The sequence below is a fragment of the Pedobacter suwonensis genome (assembly GCF_044762335.1).
GTDB lineage: Bacteria > Bacteroidota > Bacteroidia > Sphingobacteriales > Sphingobacteriaceae > Pedobacter.
On record NZ_JBIWEB010000003.1, the window covers coordinates 57,921 to 74,863 of the forward strand.

Sequence of the window (16,943 nt, forward strand, 5' to 3'; positions counted from 1 at the left end):
TCGACTAAATATATAGATTTAATGGCTAAATGTAAGTTTTGTTTTTTTAAACTGAAACTATAGCCTTGATTTTATGGATAAAAATGTCGGAGAGATAACAAATTAGTGTTGAATCCGAAGTCTCAAGTCTATAGTCTTAATCGGAAGATTGAAGTTTGGCTGATCAGTCTTTTGGCTGGATAGAAAGATATTACCGGAGAAATTTATTAAAAGACCCTGAAACAAGTTCAGGGTGATGCCTCCTTTAAATACCTGTTATTCTAAAGAAAAATAGCGGAGATTTCTATTATTTAGAAAACTCCGCTATGGCTAAATGGTAATTTGAGATATTTATTGCTTCTGTTGAGACAAGAAAGAAACTAAAGAAGCCAGTTCTTCATATGATAGTGAATTAGCCAAACCTTCTGGCATCATTGAAGTTTCCATTTCTTTTCTCGACAGGATATCGCTTGCTTTGATGGTGAAAACTTCGCCTGCGATGTTACGCAGCACCACTTTAGCAGCAGTTTCCTCTGTAACAAAGCCCATATAGGTACGGTCGCCTTTAGCGGTGATCATTACGGAAGCAAATCCCTGTGAGATTGAAGCATTGGGTTTTAATATCGATTCTGCAATTTGCTCACGGTTCATAATGGAACCGATCTGTCCCATGAAAGGACCTTTCATTTTTTCGCTTTTGCTTAAGCTGTGGCAGGCTACACAACCCTGGCTATTGAAAATATTTTTTCCTTTTAGCGGATCGCCCTGTAATTTATTGATGGCCAACAATACATCTTCAATAGATGATTTACCCACCTGACCTTTTTTGTTTTTGATTTTATTCAGATCAATTTTTGGTTCTTCAACTGCGGCTACTTTTTCTTCAATGGTAAATTCAGGGATGTCCATCCTTTGGCGCTCATTTAAATCAACATAAAATTGCTTGCCATTCGCTCCTGCTTTTGCAGCCTCTTCTTTCAAGAATTTCTCGATAACTGGCGAGCCCTCCCATGAAACAGCTTTAAAGTACGGACCGTGTGAATCGGGACGTGTGCCCCACCACCAGGTAGCATCATAAGGGATTTCTTTTTTATACAAACGACCTAAGGTAACCAGAATCTGCTGTTTCAATTTTTCATCTGTTGCTTGTTTGTAATTTTCGATTAACCCTTTGACTGCCTTTTCGGTATGCATATAACGTAAAGCCCAGAGTGCAAGGGTGGCATTGTCGCTTTTAACTGCAGCAAGCAAAGCGTCTACCGCCTGAAGATCAACCAGGGCCCTAACAGCTAAATGAGGCAAAATAATAGCTGAGTTTGGTGTGGCATGGGGCCCTTCAGTACCTTTTGCAGGTGCTGTGAATGAAGCGGGAACTTTGGTTTGCAAAAGTACATTGGCTACTTCAGCTCTGCCCAAACGGTTTAAGCCAATGATAGAAGCCGCCTGAACGCGAAGATCAGCATCTTTTAAGCCCTCTAAAAAAGGTTCAACCGGTACCTTATCTATATAAATTTTACGATCAGCCAGTGCCTTTAAAGCAAACTCTTTCATTGCTTTATCTTTGGTAAATTCAATCAGCTTTGCAATACCATTTTCTCTGGTCAGCTGTGCATAGGTGTACATAGCTGCTATACGTACATCAAGTGCTAAACCCTGATCAGAAGCAACTTTTAAAGCTGATGAAACGGCTTGTTTATTGTTACGCGAAATCAATTCTTGCGAAGCTGCCAATCGGCCTACTGCACTATTCGATTTAAGTAGCTCGGTTAGTTTTTTAACAGAAGCCTTTTTAACATCCGGAAAAGCTTTGTAAGTCCAGTTGTTGGGTACTGCGCGAACAACATAACCTTTATTCGGACTGCCGGAATAACCTGCGCCATCCCAGGCCGAAAGGTAAAGTCTTCCCGAGCCATCTACATCAAGATCTGTAATTTGCGGCAGTTTTATAAATTCTTCATCTTTCTGTGTAAAGGTTGGTCCGTCAGCAGTAACTCTATGAATATAAAGCATACTTCTGCCCCAATCTGCCATCATGGGCACATGGTTATATTGTTCAGGCCAGTTGGGTTCGTCCATAAATAAAGCTCCGGTACCCGATCCTCCACCTAAATCGGCAAGTGCCGGAATAATTTCTTCGGTAAAATTCTGAAATAAAACCGGGTAACCGTATTCGCCAGATTGTATATGGTGTGAGAAACGAACATTCCAGCCTCCGCCATCATTGGTATTTTCCCTGGTAAAAACATTCATATAAGGATCAATAGCCACATCATAAACATTACGTGTACCATGGGTATATACTTCCATTTCGGTTCCATCCGGACGAACGCGCAAAATTCCTCCACCCAGCATGGTTAGTTTTTTACCTGAACGGTCTACCGCATCGTGGAATCCAAAATCTCCTACGGAGATATAAATCCAACCGTCAATCCCCATCCTGATGCCATTGGTGGCATGATCAGTACCACGTTCGCGGATGTATTTGGCGTTACTGATATGCTCGATGAGCGGTTTTTCGGGGCCATCAGCCTTTCCGTCGCCATCTTTATCTTCAAAAACAACCAGATTCATGCCGGTAGCCTGTTTTGTTTCTTTCGAAAAAGTGGTATGCAATACATAAACCTGGCTACCCTGTACAATAATTCCGCGTGGATTATCCACTTCGGCAAAATCCACGTGTTCGTCCATTTTGCCATCATTGTCTTTGTCAATTAATTTAAGGATATGGCCTTTGCCAGGATCTTTACCTAAAGATCCGATCATATCAACACCCACGTATACTTCACCTGTTGGCGCTACCGCTAAACAGGCCGGGCTTGGTGTAACATCTGGTCCTGCGAAATTTGTAATGGTTAATTCAGGGGGTGATACGTGCTGTATCTTTGGTTCGCTGAAGAAGTTTCTTAATCCAAAAAAAACTAGTGTAAAAGAAATTAAGCTTAAAGAAAATTTAATCATTTGTGTGTTATTAATTCTGGTTAGTTTGTGCCAGGTAAACTTACATAAAATATAAATTCCTTATTGCCACATTTTTGTGCTGTTTTGAGATATTTAAATACCTGTTTGGTTAAAATGTAGGTAATTTATACATAGAAATCCCAAAGTGAACTTTTTTAACAGTAAAACCAGCTTAAATGTCCGGAGAAACAAGATAAATCAATAGAAAAACTGCTACGCTAAGTAAGCTACAGACTATTTCGAACAAACTATAAACATTAACATCATGTTCCGGTAAATTATTTCTAAAACAATTCGTTTTTAACAAAAATTTCGTTATATTTACTCAATTCAACATTCATAAAATCAGTACGTTATGAAAAATATCCTTTATTTCTTCCTGACTGCCCTGATCTCCTCCATCGCGTTGCTGACGACAAGGGATTCTTTTGAACCCGAACTGGTGTATAGCACGGTGGTGTTAATATGGATTCTGTACATCTGGTACCATGTTTATGCTGCTGATAAGAGGAATTACAGTGAGTAGTATTCGTTTTGATTGCTTTTAATTTCCAGACGATTGTCGTTTGGCCAGGTTCGCATGTCTGTTATTTTTGGGCTGTGAGACTCGACATGTTTTAATGTGACACTGTTAACGGCCTGCATCAACTATTAATTTATTATCTTCGCCTAAAACTAAAACACAGTAGTTTACGTTTATAAATAGGCTTGGCTACTTAGTCAGGTTACACATAAAGCTTAATGAACTTGGAATTATCGACCTCGTACATGGGGTTGATTAGCACACAAGATCATGAAAGTAAAAGCAAAATTCCCATCTTCAACTGGGAATACATTTTATACGGAAGTTAGACGTAGAGTAAACAACGACTTTAAAAAAAATAATCGAAGCATAAATGCCGATTTTGGAATGTGGATTAAAGCTTGCTTTTTTCTGTTACTATTTTTGGCACTTTATTTAACCATTTTGCTTTTTTCTGTTCATATTGCAGTTCTATTGGTGATAATTGCTATGCTTGGTACGGTTTGTGCCTTTATCGGCTTCAATATCTGTCACGATGCTATTCACGGTTCGTTTTCCAGTTCTAAACGGATCAACACATTTTTTAGCTTTCTTTTTAATATGGTTGGGGCTAATCCATATGTTTGGAATATTACGCATAACGTAGTACATCATACTTATACCAACATTCCAGGTCATGATGAAGATATCGAGGTGGCAACAGGATTAATCAGGATTTGCACGGAAGATGAACTGAAGCCGCATCAACGGTTCCAGCAATGGTATGCCTTTCCTCTATATAGCCTGGCCTCACTTTCCTGGGTGTTTCGTAAAGATTACAAGAAGTTTTTTCAAAAAAGCGTCGGTGCCTGTCAGAACAAACATCCCAACATTGAATACTTCAACCTTTTTTTCTATAAATTTCTTTACTATTTCATTTTTATTGTGCTACCGGTACTGATCATGCCGTTCTCTTGGTGGCAGATTGCAATTGGCTTTGTTGTTCTACACCTGGCCCAAGGCTTAACCATGGGGCTTGTTTTTCAACTGGCCCATGTGGTAGAAGGAACTACTTTTCCAAAAACCAACGCAGATGGCAATATGGAAGAAGCCTGGGCTGAACACCAAATGCGGACTACAGCAAATTTTGCAACCCAATCGCCAATTTCAGCATTTTTTCTTGGCGGTTTAAACAGACAGATCGAGCACCACCTTTTCCCTAAAATATGCCATGTACATTATGGCAGAATATCGGGCATTGTTAAACAAACAGCGCATGAATTTGGGCTGCCCTATCACGAAAATACAACTTGTTTATCCGCACTACGTTCACATTATCGGATATTGAAGAAGATGGGGCGGGTTGCTTAGTTAGTGCACAGTCTTAAGTCTTGAGTCCGAAAGTTGATTAAAGATTATTATTCTACAGACCGGGAATTCAAGCGGAATGTTTTTATTCTTTACACCGATATTCATTAACCGTACCGGTAGTACATCGGATTTTAGTATCATTAAAATAAGCTGTTGCATGTTATTCCGGAGATAACATCCTATGGATTGCTTATATATCTGTTAACGAAATTGAAGTGTATCTGAATTAAGCGTTTAGTGTTTTGCAGTCAATATCCTCATCTTGTTACCCAATTCACGCACTTTACATAAACTTAATATACCGTCCACTCCTATAAAAGACAGATCTTTATATCTTAGTGAAATGTACTGGTACGAAGAAGAAGTTAAACAACTGGAAAGAGCACATCGCTTAGACCGGGAACATCCAGGTGTTATTTTCTATGGCAGCTCATCTATAAGGTTATGGAATAGCCTGGAAGATGATTTCGATTACATGAAAGTAACAAATTTAGGCTTTGGTGGCTCTACCTTAGCTGCATGTGTATGGTTTTTTGAGCGGATTATGGCTGATTATAAGCCAAAAGCATTTGTGGTGTATGCAGGCGATAACGATCTTGGCGATGGCAGAAACCCTGAGGAAATATTTATATTTTTTCAGCAGTTAATGGTTAAGGCGAACCAACGGTTTGGTCTGTTGCCCTGCTATTTTATATCTTTAAAACCAAGTATTACGCGCTGGCAAATGGCCGATCAGTTCAGGTACACCAATAACCTGATTGAAAGCGAAATTATTAAACTCGATGGCCATTGGAAATTTATAGATATTTTTAAGAAAATGCTCGATAAAGATGGACAGCCAAACCCTTTATTCTATGATCATGACGGTCTTCATCTCAGCGAAGCAGGCTATCGATTATGGGCCAATACAGTTAAAGAGAAGTTAGGTTAATTATTATACTTAATTAACATTCCGGTAACATATATGCGCTAATTTTCAATAAAAGAATTAACGCCATGAACAGGGAATATCACAAATGGTTTAGCCAGAATCTTCAGCGAGACATGGAGCTTCTCATTTTCGGCCATGCGGGAAGGGCAGTGATCTTTTTTCCCACTCGTATGGCCAGGTTTTACGATTACGAAAACTGGGGAATTATAGCATCCCTAAAGGCGCAGATTGAACATGGTGAACTTCAGGTTTTCTGTGTGGATAGTATAGATAGAGAGAGTTTTTATAACGCTGATGTATTTCCCTCTATACGGATAGACAGGCATTTACAATATGAAAAATACCTCCTTGAAGAAGTATTGCCACTTATCTATCAAAAAAACAATGGCAATTATGTTGAAACTGCCGGCTGCAGTATGGGTGCCTACCATGCCATAAATCTCGCCATGAAATATCCCTGGTTATTTAAAAAGGCCGTTGGCATTAGTGGAAGGTACGACCTCACCTATAACATCGGCGATTTTAGAGACCTCCTGAACGGATTTCACAGTAATGAAGTTTATTTCAATATGCCTGCGCAATACATCGCAAACTTAAACGATGTCCGGTTGTTATCAGCAGTTAGAGAAATGGAAATTGTTCTTGCTGTAGGAGAAACTGATCCTTTTTTAAGGGAAAATCAGCACCTGAGCAATTTACTATGGGAGAAAAATATCCCCAACCAGTTTCATACCTGGGAAAGCAACGCACACAGGCCCCATTACTGGCGAAAAATGGTACCGATTTACATTTAGCGATTTTCTATGCGCCTAATTATTTTACTGCCAGGCTAAAATACTGTTTAATATGAATCGTATCTACCGGCGTTTTAGATTTTTCAGCTGCTAAAACAAGGTGGGCGTCCAAAAGCCACTTTTCTGCCGAGTTATTGAGATCTGCAATCTTAACACCTTTAACCGTACCTGCGACAGGCACTAAATTGAAATAGTCGCAGGCAGGACATGAAAACAGATATTTCACCTTTCCGCCCTCAATATCAGCATCTGTTAGCAGAAACCTATCATCATCCTGCATTGGCACCTGTATGTAGATGCGCGTTGTACTGAAGCTATTACTCTTCGTAACTGAAAAAATCCGGTATTGTCCGGTCTTAACCGTGCCTCGCTCATCGGGCATTTCCGAATAATTCACATACTCAAACCGACAGTTTCCTTCTGTACAAGGAGTTAAATTTTGCGCATTAATAGAAAATTCCACCGGGTTGTTGGTTTTCTTTTTGCATGCACTCGCAATTGCTAATCCGATCAAAAAGATCGCGGTTAATTTAAAAGCTTTTCTCATTTTCTATTTTTTCTACCAATACGATTAAAATCTGGCATACGCTACAGTTAGAAGATTATTTTTCTAAATAAAATCAGAAACAAATAGTATTTAGACATAATGAACAAGCTCATTGAATTTAGCATTGTTAGTCTTGAAAATTTATGGTACAATTTAATATAATTGAAGGCTTTTTCTCAGAACGTTAAACCATGAGCAACCGTTATTCCCAATGGGATTGGGAATCTTAGTGCAAGCGCTTTAAGTTTCCTGTGTGCACGAGAACGGTCTTCAACTACATCAGGATAAGTTTAGATCAAAACTGGTTGTATAAAACCTGGTCTTAACATTAATTGAACAAGAAAATATTAAGTTTGCAGATAAACGGATTAACTTTTAGCACATGAAACAAGGATTATTAATCGATATGGATGGGGTGATCTATAGTGGTGAGGCACTCATCACCGGAGCGGACAAATTCATTAAAAAACTGATCGACGAAGAGATCCCCTTCGCGTTTATGACAAACAATAGCCAAAGAACCCCTTTGGAAGTGGTACGCAAATTAAAGGGTTTGGGAATAAAGGTTGAAGAAAGTCATGTATACACCAGCGCAATGGCTACAGGAAAATTTCTTTCCGATCAAAATCCGAATGGTACCGCTTATGTATTGGGTGAAGGCGGTTTATTAAGCAGTTTGCACGATCATGGCATTACTTTGGTGAATACCGACCCCGAATTTGTTGTACTGGGAGAAGGCAGAAACTTTACACTCGAAATGGTTCAGCGTGCGGTTGATATGATTTTGGCGGGCGCTAAATTTATCACCACCAACAGAGATCCATCGCCGAAAAAACCAGGATGGAATAACCTTGGGATTGCAGCCACCACCGCTATGATTGAAGAAGCAACTGGGAGAAAAGCCTTTGTTACCGGTAAACCGAGTCCGGTGATGATGCGTTCGGCACGTAAATTCTTAGGCTTGGAAACGAGTGAAACCACTGTTATCGGCGATACCATGGAAACTGATATACAGGGCGGCGTACAGATGGGTTACAAAACCATTCTGGTGCTCTCGGGCATATCAAGCAAGGATACCCTGGGACATTATGCCTTTAAACCCGATATGATTGCAAGTTCAGTTGATGAAATAACATTTCCACTAAACTGGTGGGAGTGTAAATAGTTGGGAGTTTGGAGTTGGGAGTTTGGAGTTGGGAGTCCTTAGTCAAGAGTCTTTAGTCTTAAACTATTTGTTAGTGGTAAAAAAAGGACGGGAATTGGGATGTACAGGCTTAAAGAAACTTAACCGATAGTCTGTTGAAGATACAAAAGGGTCAAACTTAGCAACTGCATCAGCCCGATCAAACCAATGTGATTGGGCTGAATCAATTGCAACCTGCTTATGCACCGGTATGGCCGGCGTTTTTTTATCGTTAAATTTATTTGAATTGATTAACAGCCCGGTTGCTGGTATAACCATCAATAGCGCTACGCAAGAAATCAGTCTCATATCATTTTGCTTAAATCATCTTATTATTTGGTTCGCTCTGTCAAACAAAGATGATATGATGTTGTTAGCTGGATGATTAGCCAGCATTATGAAATTGTTAAAGTTATTATACAGTTTTAATTCATTATTAAGTATTTAAGTTCTATAAGGTGAGATCATAATGGTTTTGTAAAATGGTTCGTGTTGACACGAACCATTGCCATACGAACCAGGCGATTTTTTTATTATTTTACTTCCTCAAACTTCAGTACTACGCTTGTTCTGTTGGCGGTTAAAACCGGATTGAACCCGATATTCATCAAAAAATCTCCTGTATAGATTCTATTAGCATCAATCGGCGATTTGCTGTCTGGAAATAAGTTAATTTCTCTGATCTGATATTTCTTTGCGGCATCTAATCCATTCAATTTAACAGGATATTTACTGCTTTCACCATAACGGTAATTTACCAGATAGTTAAAAATCACACCCTCCGTTTTTTGCTCATTTACATACAACATCGAAGCGACGCTGCCGGTACGCGGATCTGCCAATCGGTATTGTTCGCCATGCCAGATAATATCCTTTACTTCATTATAGTTTTTAATAGCCTCCTGGCAAAATTGAAGTTCTTTCCCGGATAATTTGCTAACCACAATATCAAAGCCCAGTTTACCCATCATGGCTACATCCGTACGGAATTTTATCGGTTGTTTACCCCAATCGGTTACATGATTGGAGGTACTGATTGCCGGATAGAAATAAGAATATTCCCATTGCATAAATATCCTTTCCAGTGGGTCGGTATTATCGCTGGGCCAAAATTCTGTAAAATACTGTAGCGCAGCATAGTCTACCCTACCGCCACCTCCAGAGCATAACATCATAGGTACAGTTGGATATTTTGCACGGATGCGTTGTAACACATTGTACAAACCTTTTACATAATCAATGTAAAAATGCGACTGATTTTTCTGGTGAGCGGAATACGCATTGTAAATTACTGCATTGCAATCCCATTTAATGTAAGCCAGTTTTGGATTTTTGGTAAATAACCCATCAACTACCCCAAATACAAAATCCTGTACCTTTGGGTTCGAAAGATCAAGTTCCAGTTGATTTCTGAAATAATATTCAGAACGGCCTGGCTGCTTCACCACCCAATCCGGATGTTTTTCATATAGTTCACTTTTCGGACTCACCATTTCAGGTTCAATCCAGATCCCAAACCGGGTACCGGCATTATCGGCTTCTTTTACCAATGAGGCAATCCCATTAGGAAGTTTCTTTTTGTTTTCCTGCCAGTCGCCGAGTGCTGCATTGTCGCTGTTACGCGGATATTTATTGCCAAACCAACCATCATCCAGTAAAAAGAAATCGACACCCAGTTTTTTGGTATCTTTAAGCAATTCAGCAAGTTTCTGTTCGTTGAAATCGAAATAAGTAGCTTCCCAATTATTTAAAAGCGTTAGGCGGTTACCTTTGCCATCCAATATTTTATAGTTGCGGGCCCAGTTCTGCAGTTTTCTGCTCGCATCGCCCTTCCCCTGGTCAGAGAAAGTATATAAAAATGCCGGCGTGGTAAAAGTTTCACCTGGCTTTAAGCTGTAAGGAGATGCATAACTATTCATCCCTGCAATAATGCGCAGGTTATCCTGATAATCGAGTTCCAGATCAATCTTAAAATTACCACTCCACTCTAAAGCACCGTATAAAACATTGCCTGCATTCTCTTCGGCAGGTTTACCCATCGAAATCATAAAAACGGAAGGCTGAAAAAGATTGGCCCTTGTACCCAATTTGCTATCCAGGGTTTTAATGCCATGGGTAATTTCACTCTGCTCAGGCTGCATTTCCTTCGCCCAATCGCCATGGTATTGGTTAAGCCAAAAATGTGGTGATTTTAAGTGCAGGTTTGCCGAAGCATATTTATTTAATATCACCATTCCTTTTTCATTATGCTTAATTTCCGTCCACTGCTCTATCACATCCTGCTTATAAAACGATTTGTAAAACAGGGTTACTTCAAAATTGTATACCGGGTCTTTTAACCTGATTTTCAGCAGGCTTACATTATCATCTATTTTAATAACAGTATGATCCACGTACTTCAGATCAAGTGAATTATTTCCATCGGCATGGGTAACGCTAATGGCCGGTTCAACCAGGTTTCTTGAACCTGAAGGTGTATAAGCCGAATTTAACTGTCCGGTATAATCTTCTGTCTGTGTGTACTGGCTACTGATCTGTGAATATTCCTGTTTATCAGCCAGTTTTTTTCCAAAAAATATTGTGTTTACATCTTTTTTAGCATCTGCTTGCAAAACCAGCGCATTATGAGCGGTTTCGATAGGTATTATGGCTTGAGCATTAAGCTTGGTTAGCGTAAAAAGGGAAAGCGAAATCGCCAGCACCCCATGCCTCATATAACCTTGAAATTGATCTGATCTGTTCATTTGTGTTAAATAGTAATTACTGAGTTTTATAGATAGAGGATTGGTTAGTTGTTAGGGTTTGACGGTAATTTTAACGATAAGAGCATCTTTTCCGTCCAGACTGATCGTTTGGTTGTGATGAAGAGACTCCACTTTTCGGGTGATCAGGTTTTCGGCTATATAACTATCGGTTGCCTTCAAACCAATTCCGGTAAAGTCGATATAAAAAGCTTTTGTTGCATCGCTATAATTAAATATGGCGAGGTATTTTATATTGCCAGCCTGTTTTACAAATAATTGCGATGCCGATCTACCCCTGTTGCCTTCTACCGGAACAAATGCCTTTCCATCCTGCAAAACCTTTAATAATTCAGTATTGTTTAATATGCGCTGTGCGGTACCTGACCACTTACCATAAATTGAAAAATCATCGCCGGTAATGCAGGTACCCGTAACAATTGCCGATAAGAACCTGGCAGCATTTTCGCCCTCTGACTGATCAGAAAAAACAACATGATCGGCATCGATATAATCATAGAGGTAAGTTTGCCACCAGCCATTACTTACACTGTTTAAAGTATACTCTGTATCTTTAATGGATTTGAAGGCATCGCAGGCAATTCGCCGAACGTGTATATACCGGCCAGAAGCCAGACTTGGAGAAATTGCTGCATAAACCATCATTTTACCATCAAGCTGTTTTAACAAAAACTCCATTCCGGTTTTATAGGCCTGCATCCCTGTTGTTACTTTTGGGTCGAAAAAATGAGCAGACTCTATTGCCGCATGTCCTAAAAAATCAATCTTGATCATTTCGAAACCACATTCTTTAAATTTCTGAATTACGGATGCAATACGCTGCTGCGTGCCGGGGTGTGTAGGATCTAAAGCCCTGGCACCATCCAGATCATGGTAACCTGCACCAACTTTTGTCCACATCTCGCCAAATGTGTAATCTGTTCCTTCTGCTTTTCGGTTTCCACCACCCGCAAAACCCCAATCAACAAAGGGCGCCCAATAAATGCCAGGTTTTAATCCTTTTGATTTGGCATAATCAGCAAAGGCTTTTAGTTGGGCGTAATCGCCCGTTAAACCACCTTTTAAAAGCTTATCCCAATACGAATCAAGGTCGATATAAGCTATGCCACCACTCCTGAACGACTTCAAACTATCGGCAAAAAAATCGACTACCTGCTTGGCCTTTTCGAGCGTAATTCTCTCCTGCATCACACCCCAGCTATTCCAGCCTACCGGAGTAGCATTATTCCACTTAAAAACGATGGGAGGCTCAGAAATCCTGTTCAGTTTGGCGTAAGTTTCCATACCCAAACGCCAGTCTTCAAAAGCACCAAAAAACACTTTGGCTGAACTCACCGAATTGCCTTTCAGATAACCATGTGTCATTTCATCACGGGTAATACTTTCATCGGTAAAACCACAGATCGTTTGTACGCTGATCTTTTTATCGACATCCATTGCAGTAATGATACCGGTTTTCCAATCACGGTGTTCAATAGAACCGACAACAAAACCTTTGCGCGACTGATTATGGTATAAAGCCGTAACCTCCGCACTTGGATTGTTCACATTTACAGTTAAAGGCACGGTATGATAAGAAATAAAAGTATCGTTATCGAATGGCACGAATAAACTGGTAGGCACATCAGCATATTCCTGATTAATGAGGTTGCCATTTAAAGGAACAATGCGGTTAATGGATAAATCAGTACCAATTAATACCAAATTGATGATGAAATAATTTTTACCATTGTAAGTATAAAACACTTGCTGCATGGCTGGTAAACCAGGCTGCTTCAGCAGAAAAATGTGTTTGAACCCATTGCCAAATCCATCATGGATAACTTTTTTACTATAGGTTATATTTTTATAATCCTTCGAGCTAAATAGCTTTTTCTGGTATTCGGCCTGCGAAAAACCTTTTAACAACAGTTGCTTGGCACTTTCTGATACATTGAAGGTACCAGTTTTAAGATTGTAAACTATTTTACCACTCTTACCATAAGGGATAATAACGGCAGAAGCCTTTGTAATGAAAAGGAACAACACACTGAAAGTGAAGAGAGCCAGATATCTGAATAAAAATCTAAAAATCATGTGTTGCTAAAGTTTAACTGAAGTTATATTGCTCAATTTTCCATTTATTTTAACTTTCACCTTTTGTGGAATTGCTGAAGCTATTTTGTAAGATGTGATTTTTCCATCTTTCCAGTTCATATCAACAGTAAAGTTACCTCTTGCCTTTAAACCTTTAATTTCGCCGAATGCTTTCCATGCATCCGGAATGGCTGGTAGCAATTCAATAAAACCATCATGACTCTGAATCAGCATTTCTGCAATTGCCGCAGTGGCACCAAAGTTACCATCAATCTGGAACGGGGGCCCGGCTGATAACATATTCGGATAAACACCCCCACCGGCTCCATAGTTGATATCGGTACGTAGAGTGGGCTTTAAAATCTCCCTAAACAGTTTAAATGCCCGGTTCCCATCCTGTAACCTTGCCCAAAATAATTGTTTGTAAGCAATCGACCAACTTGGTCCATCGTCTCCCCTAACCTCAAGTGTTTTTTTTGCGGCTTCGGCTAAGGCCGGGGTCGAAGTCGGGCTGATCAAACCTGCCGGATAAACGCCATATAAATGTGAAATGTGGCGGTGCTGGGGGTCAGTTTCTTTATACTCTTCTAGCCATTCCTGTATGCGCCCGTCATTACTGATTATGCCCGCTGGCGGGATCGATTTTAGTTTTTGCTGTAACGAGTCACTAAAGGCAGCATCAAGCTTAAGCAGTTTGGCCGCAGTAATGACATTAGTGAAAAGTTCCCTTACAATCTGGTTATCGATGGTTGGCCCCATTGAAATGCTTGCCGTTTTTCCGTTGGGCAGGTAAAACGTATTTTCTGGCGATACGGAAGGAGAAGTAACCAGCCAGCCTGTTTTTGGATCCCTGATCAAAGCACTCTGATAAAATGCCGCAGATCCTTTTAAAACCGGATAAATACTTTTCAGGTATTTTAAATCGCGGCTATAAGCGAAATGGTCCCAAAGGTTGCTGCACAACCAGCCCGAACCGGCATTTGAGGCACCCCATGAGGCACTTTCTCCTGGTTCGGTGAAACCCCAAACGTTGGTAATCACGTGGGCAATCCAGCCATCGGCATTGTAATAAGCCCTGGCAGTTTTGGCTCCATGCCGGGTCAAATTTCTGACCAGTTCGGCTAAAGGAAGATTCAGTTCGGATAAATTGGCTGGCTCAACGGCCCAATGGTTCATCTGTACATTAACATCAAGGTGGTAATCGCCATTCCATGGCGTATTGATCTGGTTGGCCCATAAACCCTGAAGATTGGGTGGCAAAAGTCCGACTCTGGTACTGCTAATGCTTAAATAACGTCCAAATTGAAAAAACAAAGCGCTCAGCGAAACATCATTTTTGTAATCTTTGTAAAAACGATCCAGCCTTACATCGGTTGGTAAGTTAGCCGCTTCCCCTTCGCCCAGGTTAATTTTTAAACGGTTGAACAGTTTGCCGAAGTTGGCACTATGCCTGGCCAGTTCTTCAGTATAAGCTTTCATTTTTGCCTTCTGCAACTCATTTTTTACCCTTAACTCAAAATCAGCATGTTTGAAGTCGGTTTCGGCAGCAACATAAATGATGATTTCGGTTGCATCTTTTATTTTGAGGAGATTGCCATCACTGGTAACCGTGCCATCTTTCAGTTTGGTGGTTACGCGGCTTATATACCGCATACCCTTTCCATCGGTTCCGTTATCCAGCTGTCCGAACATCAGCAGCTCATTCCCCTGAGTAGCTATGGTTGCTTTTTCAGGTCTGTTGATGGAAATGTTGCAGTTTAACTTTTTAGGCTGATCGGCAGTAATGCGGATAACCGCTACATCATCATCAAAGCTGCAGTAATACGCTCTTTTATATCTCACGCCATTGAGTGTAAATGCTGTTGTGGCTACTGCTTTATTCAACGACAAAGTTCTTTGGTAAGTCTCAGGTTTTACTTCTTTAATGCCCGGATATTCATAATCGAGCTGCAGATTGCCCAATGTTTGATATTTACCCCAGGTTGCCCCCCCGGAGCCCTGCCCCTTGCAAACAAAATCGCGGTTGACAAGTTCTTGTGCCTCATCATTTTTACCCGCTAATATCAACTGCCTGATTTTCGGGAGGCTTTTATAAGCTTCATAATTATTGGCATCCTGTTTCCCTCCGCTCCAAAGCGCAATATGGTTCAGTACAATATTTTCCTTCGTTATGCCACCATCAGGTGTCATGCCTAGTTTACCATTGCCCAAGGGAAGGGTTTCTTCCCAGATTTTAGCAGGTTTATCGTACCAGAGCGACAAAGGTTTTTGCTGGGAAAAAACGTTTTTACTGATGAAAATCAAAAAAAATACAATAACCGTCAGTTGTTTAAAATTCATTTTTCATTTTTTTTTGTTTGTGTGTTGTACTTTATTAATGATCTCCATCGAATAAAGTCCCAAATCTTTGTCCGCTACCATAAACCTACTTCAATAAAAATCCCGTCATTGCGAGGAGGTACGACGAAGCAATCTTTTCTTCTTGCGATTACCGCAAGATAGATTGCTTCGTCGGCTGAAAAAGCCTGCTCGCAATGACGGCCAATGTATTGAAATGCTTCACTCGAGGCAATTTTTTTTTAGAAATTACTGTTTATTCCAGAACCTGATTTCGCTCATATTACTATAATTGCCATCGCCGGTGGTTACATGTTTAATTCTGATGCGGATATAACGAATCGGTTTACCGCCGTTATCCAGATCTGTAGTAAAGGCATTTTTACCATCATCAGTCCTGCTTACATCTTTTAAAAGCGTCCAGCCTTTACTCACGGCTTCAGCAGGCCAGCCGCTGTTGCTTGCTGACAAGGTAGTGGTTGCGTTGGTTAAATCTGCTATTCCCCAAACCTCAAAACGATCAGGATTATTACAGCAATCGCGTCCGGTTTCTTCTATGCGGGATAAATTATTGTAAACCCTGCCCAAATCAAAAGTAATTACATGCGGCATCCCGCTATTGCCAGCACTGTGGAAAATATTTGGATAACCCTGCGGGCCAACGCTTCCGTCCCATAACTTGCTGATACTGGTCCCTGATTCGTAGGTCTGTGCATCTCCCGGTAAACGCACTTCAGCAAAAAGTGAACGGTCGCACAGTACGTAAGTGAAAATCTGAGGAAATATCGAAAAATCTGTTACAGGAAATACGTCTAAAGCACCCTTACCGGGGATATACGATGATTTATACAATATGCTTGTTCCTGCTTTATAATCAGTAAGGGTAATAGCAGTATCCTTCGGCAAAAGGATTTTATCAATGCTGGTACCTGAAGTATTGGTGTATCTGACCACAGTATTGATATTAATGGTATCAGGCGTATTAAAATTTAACTGTACTGATCCGTTACTATTCACCACATAAGGATTTGTCGCATTATATGGTCTGTTTAATAAACCTGATTGGTATAGTGGACCGAAAACCCTCACATTTCTGGCTTCAACTGGAATTGATTTATGTCCCTGCCCATCATAAGAATAAACGGTAAAGGTGTAAGTATATTCCTTTAAATTCGGGATAATTACTTTCATGGTATCAAGCGGATTATGCGTAGTGGCATTAACAACTACCGAATCTGCATTATTATTCCAATACACTACATATTTGGTTACACTCGGATCAGGACTCGTATTCCACCATAGCCCGGTTCTTAAATTGCCAGGTTTAGTTATGATATTGGCTACACGGCCCGGGTAAACAATCTCGCCATCTTTTAAATACTCTTTAAAGGCAATATCATCTTTGGTACAGCTTATGATTACCATTGCTAACAGCAGTAGCAGACCGCTAATTTTATATATACTTTTCATATCTGAAAATTTATCTTCTTAGATTATAATTAA

Annotated in this window: 12 protein-coding genes; 5 read left to right on the forward strand and 7 right to left on the reverse strand. The window is 40.2% G+C overall.

Annotation, left to right across the window (positions count from 1 at the left end; genetic code table 11):
* Positions 1-330: 330 nt before the first annotated feature.
* Positions 331-2,937: a DUF7133 domain-containing protein gene (locus tag ACIQXP_RS06150; RefSeq protein WP_387505102.1), complete on the reverse strand. Its 2,607-nt coding sequence runs from the start codon at positions 2,935-2,937 to the stop codon at positions 331-333.
* 355 nt (positions 2,938-3,292) lie between these two features.
* On the opposite strand from ACIQXP_RS06150, the gene ACIQXP_RS06155 reads away from it, so the two are divergent.
* The 4 genes from ACIQXP_RS06155 (at position 3,293) to ACIQXP_RS06170 (ending at position 6,535) form a co-directional block, all read left to right on the forward strand.
* Positions 3,293-3,463: a hypothetical protein gene (locus ACIQXP_RS06155; RefSeq protein ID WP_159435178.1), complete on the forward strand. Its 171-nt coding sequence runs from the start codon at positions 3,293-3,295 to the stop codon at positions 3,461-3,463.
* A gap of 267 nt (positions 3,464-3,730) precedes the next feature.
* Positions 3,731-4,810, forward strand: a complete 1,080-nt coding sequence (locus tag ACIQXP_RS06160) for a fatty acid desaturase family protein (RefSeq protein WP_387505101.1) — start codon at positions 3,731-3,733, stop codon at positions 4,808-4,810.
* 343 nt (positions 4,811-5,153) lie between these two features.
* Positions 5,154-5,741, forward strand: a complete 588-nt coding sequence (locus ACIQXP_RS06165; protein WP_387505100.1) for a GDSL-type esterase/lipase family protein — start codon at positions 5,154-5,156, stop codon at positions 5,739-5,741.
* Between the two features lie 65 nt (positions 5,742-5,806).
* On the forward strand, positions 5,807-6,535 hold the full coding sequence (locus ACIQXP_RS06170) for an esterase family protein (RefSeq protein WP_387505099.1): 729 nt from the start codon (positions 5,807-5,809) through the stop codon (positions 6,533-6,535).
* Between the two features lie 19 nt (positions 6,536-6,554).
* Here the strand turns inward: ACIQXP_RS06170 and ACIQXP_RS06175 are convergent, their stop codons facing one another.
* The gene (locus ACIQXP_RS06175) at positions 6,555-7,082 is read right to left on the reverse strand and encodes a hypothetical protein (RefSeq protein ID WP_387505098.1); all 528 of its coding nucleotides are present in this window, start codon (positions 7,080-7,082) and stop codon (positions 6,555-6,557) included.
* 382 nt (positions 7,083-7,464) lie between these two features.
* Here ACIQXP_RS06175 and ACIQXP_RS06180 point away from each other — a divergent pair, with 382 nt between their 5' ends.
* Positions 7,465-8,247 carry an HAD-IIA family hydrolase gene (locus tag ACIQXP_RS06180; RefSeq protein WP_387505097.1) on the forward strand — a complete coding sequence of 261 codons (783 nt, stop codon included), beginning with the start codon at positions 7,465-7,467 and terminating at the stop codon, positions 8,245-8,247.
* A gap of 63 nt (positions 8,248-8,310) precedes the next feature.
* Here ACIQXP_RS06180 and ACIQXP_RS06185 read toward each other — a convergent pair whose 3' ends face one another.
* The 5 genes from ACIQXP_RS06185 to ACIQXP_RS06205 all read right to left on the reverse strand — a co-directional run bounded on the left by ACIQXP_RS06185 (position 8,311) and on the right by ACIQXP_RS06205 (position 16,910).
* Positions 8,311-8,574, reverse strand: a complete 264-nt coding sequence (locus ACIQXP_RS06185) for a hypothetical protein (RefSeq protein WP_387505096.1) — start codon at positions 8,572-8,574, stop codon at positions 8,311-8,313.
* A 224-nt stretch (positions 8,575-8,798) separates the two neighbouring features.
* Positions 8,799-11,009, reverse strand: a complete 2,211-nt coding sequence (locus ACIQXP_RS06190; RefSeq protein WP_387505095.1) for an alpha-galactosidase — start codon at positions 11,007-11,009, stop codon at positions 8,799-8,801.
* Between the two features lie 51 nt (positions 11,010-11,060).
* Positions 11,061-13,103 carry an alpha-amylase family protein gene (locus ACIQXP_RS06195; protein ID WP_387505094.1) on the reverse strand — a complete coding sequence of 681 codons (2,043 nt, stop codon included), beginning with the start codon at positions 13,101-13,103 and terminating at the stop codon, positions 11,061-11,063.
* A gap of 6 nt (positions 13,104-13,109) precedes the next feature.
* Positions 13,110-15,443: a glycoside hydrolase family 95 protein gene (locus ACIQXP_RS06200; RefSeq protein ID WP_387505093.1), complete on the reverse strand. Its 2,334-nt coding sequence runs from the start codon at positions 15,441-15,443 to the stop codon at positions 13,110-13,112.
* Positions 15,444-15,689: 246 nt separating this feature from the next.
* The gene (locus ACIQXP_RS06205; protein WP_293741140.1) at positions 15,690-16,910 is read right to left on the reverse strand and encodes a DUF4998 domain-containing protein; all 1,221 of its coding nucleotides are present in this window, start codon (positions 16,908-16,910) and stop codon (positions 15,690-15,692) included.
* Positions 16,911-16,943: the final 33 nt, after the last annotated feature.

Bases quoted from the DNA above. Each gene is read 5' to 3' on its own strand.
- ACIQXP_RS06170 (WP_387505099.1), top strand. From the start codon at position 5,807: ATGAACAGGGAATATCACAAATGGTTTAGCCAGAATCTTCAGCGAGAC.
- ACIQXP_RS06175 (WP_387505098.1), bottom strand. From the start codon at position 7,082: ATGAGAAAAGCTTTTAAATTAACCGCGATCTTTTTGATCGGATTAGCA.
- ACIQXP_RS06190 (WP_387505095.1), bottom strand. From the start codon at position 11,009: ATGAACAGATCAGATCAATTTCAAGGTTATATGAGGCATGGGGTGCTG.
- ACIQXP_RS06155 (WP_159435178.1), top strand. From the start codon at position 3,293: ATGAAAAATATCCTTTATTTCTTCCTGACTGCCCTGATCTCCTCCATC.
- ACIQXP_RS06165 (WP_387505100.1), top strand. From the start codon at position 5,154: ATGTACTGGTACGAAGAAGAAGTTAAACAACTGGAAAGAGCACATCGC.
- ACIQXP_RS06185 (WP_387505096.1), bottom strand. From the start codon at position 8,574: ATGAGACTGATTTCTTGCGTAGCGCTATTGATGGTTATACCAGCAACC.
- ACIQXP_RS06180 (WP_387505097.1), top strand. From the start codon at position 7,465: ATGAAACAAGGATTATTAATCGATATGGATGGGGTGATCTATAGTGGT.
- ACIQXP_RS06205 (WP_293741140.1), bottom strand. From the start codon at position 16,910: ATGAAAAGTATATATAAAATTAGCGGTCTGCTACTGCTGTTAGCAATG.
- ACIQXP_RS06200 (WP_387505093.1), bottom strand. From the start codon at position 15,443: ATGAATTTTAAACAACTGACGGTTATTGTATTTTTTTTGATTTTCATC.
- ACIQXP_RS06195 (WP_387505094.1), bottom strand. From the start codon at position 13,103: ATGATTTTTAGATTTTTATTCAGATATCTGGCTCTCTTCACTTTCAGT.
- ACIQXP_RS06160 (WP_387505101.1), top strand. From the start codon at position 3,731: ATGAAAGTAAAAGCAAAATTCCCATCTTCAACTGGGAATACATTTTAT.
- ACIQXP_RS06150 (WP_387505102.1), bottom strand. From the start codon at position 2,937: ATGATTAAATTTTCTTTAAGCTTAATTTCTTTTACACTAGTTTTTTTT.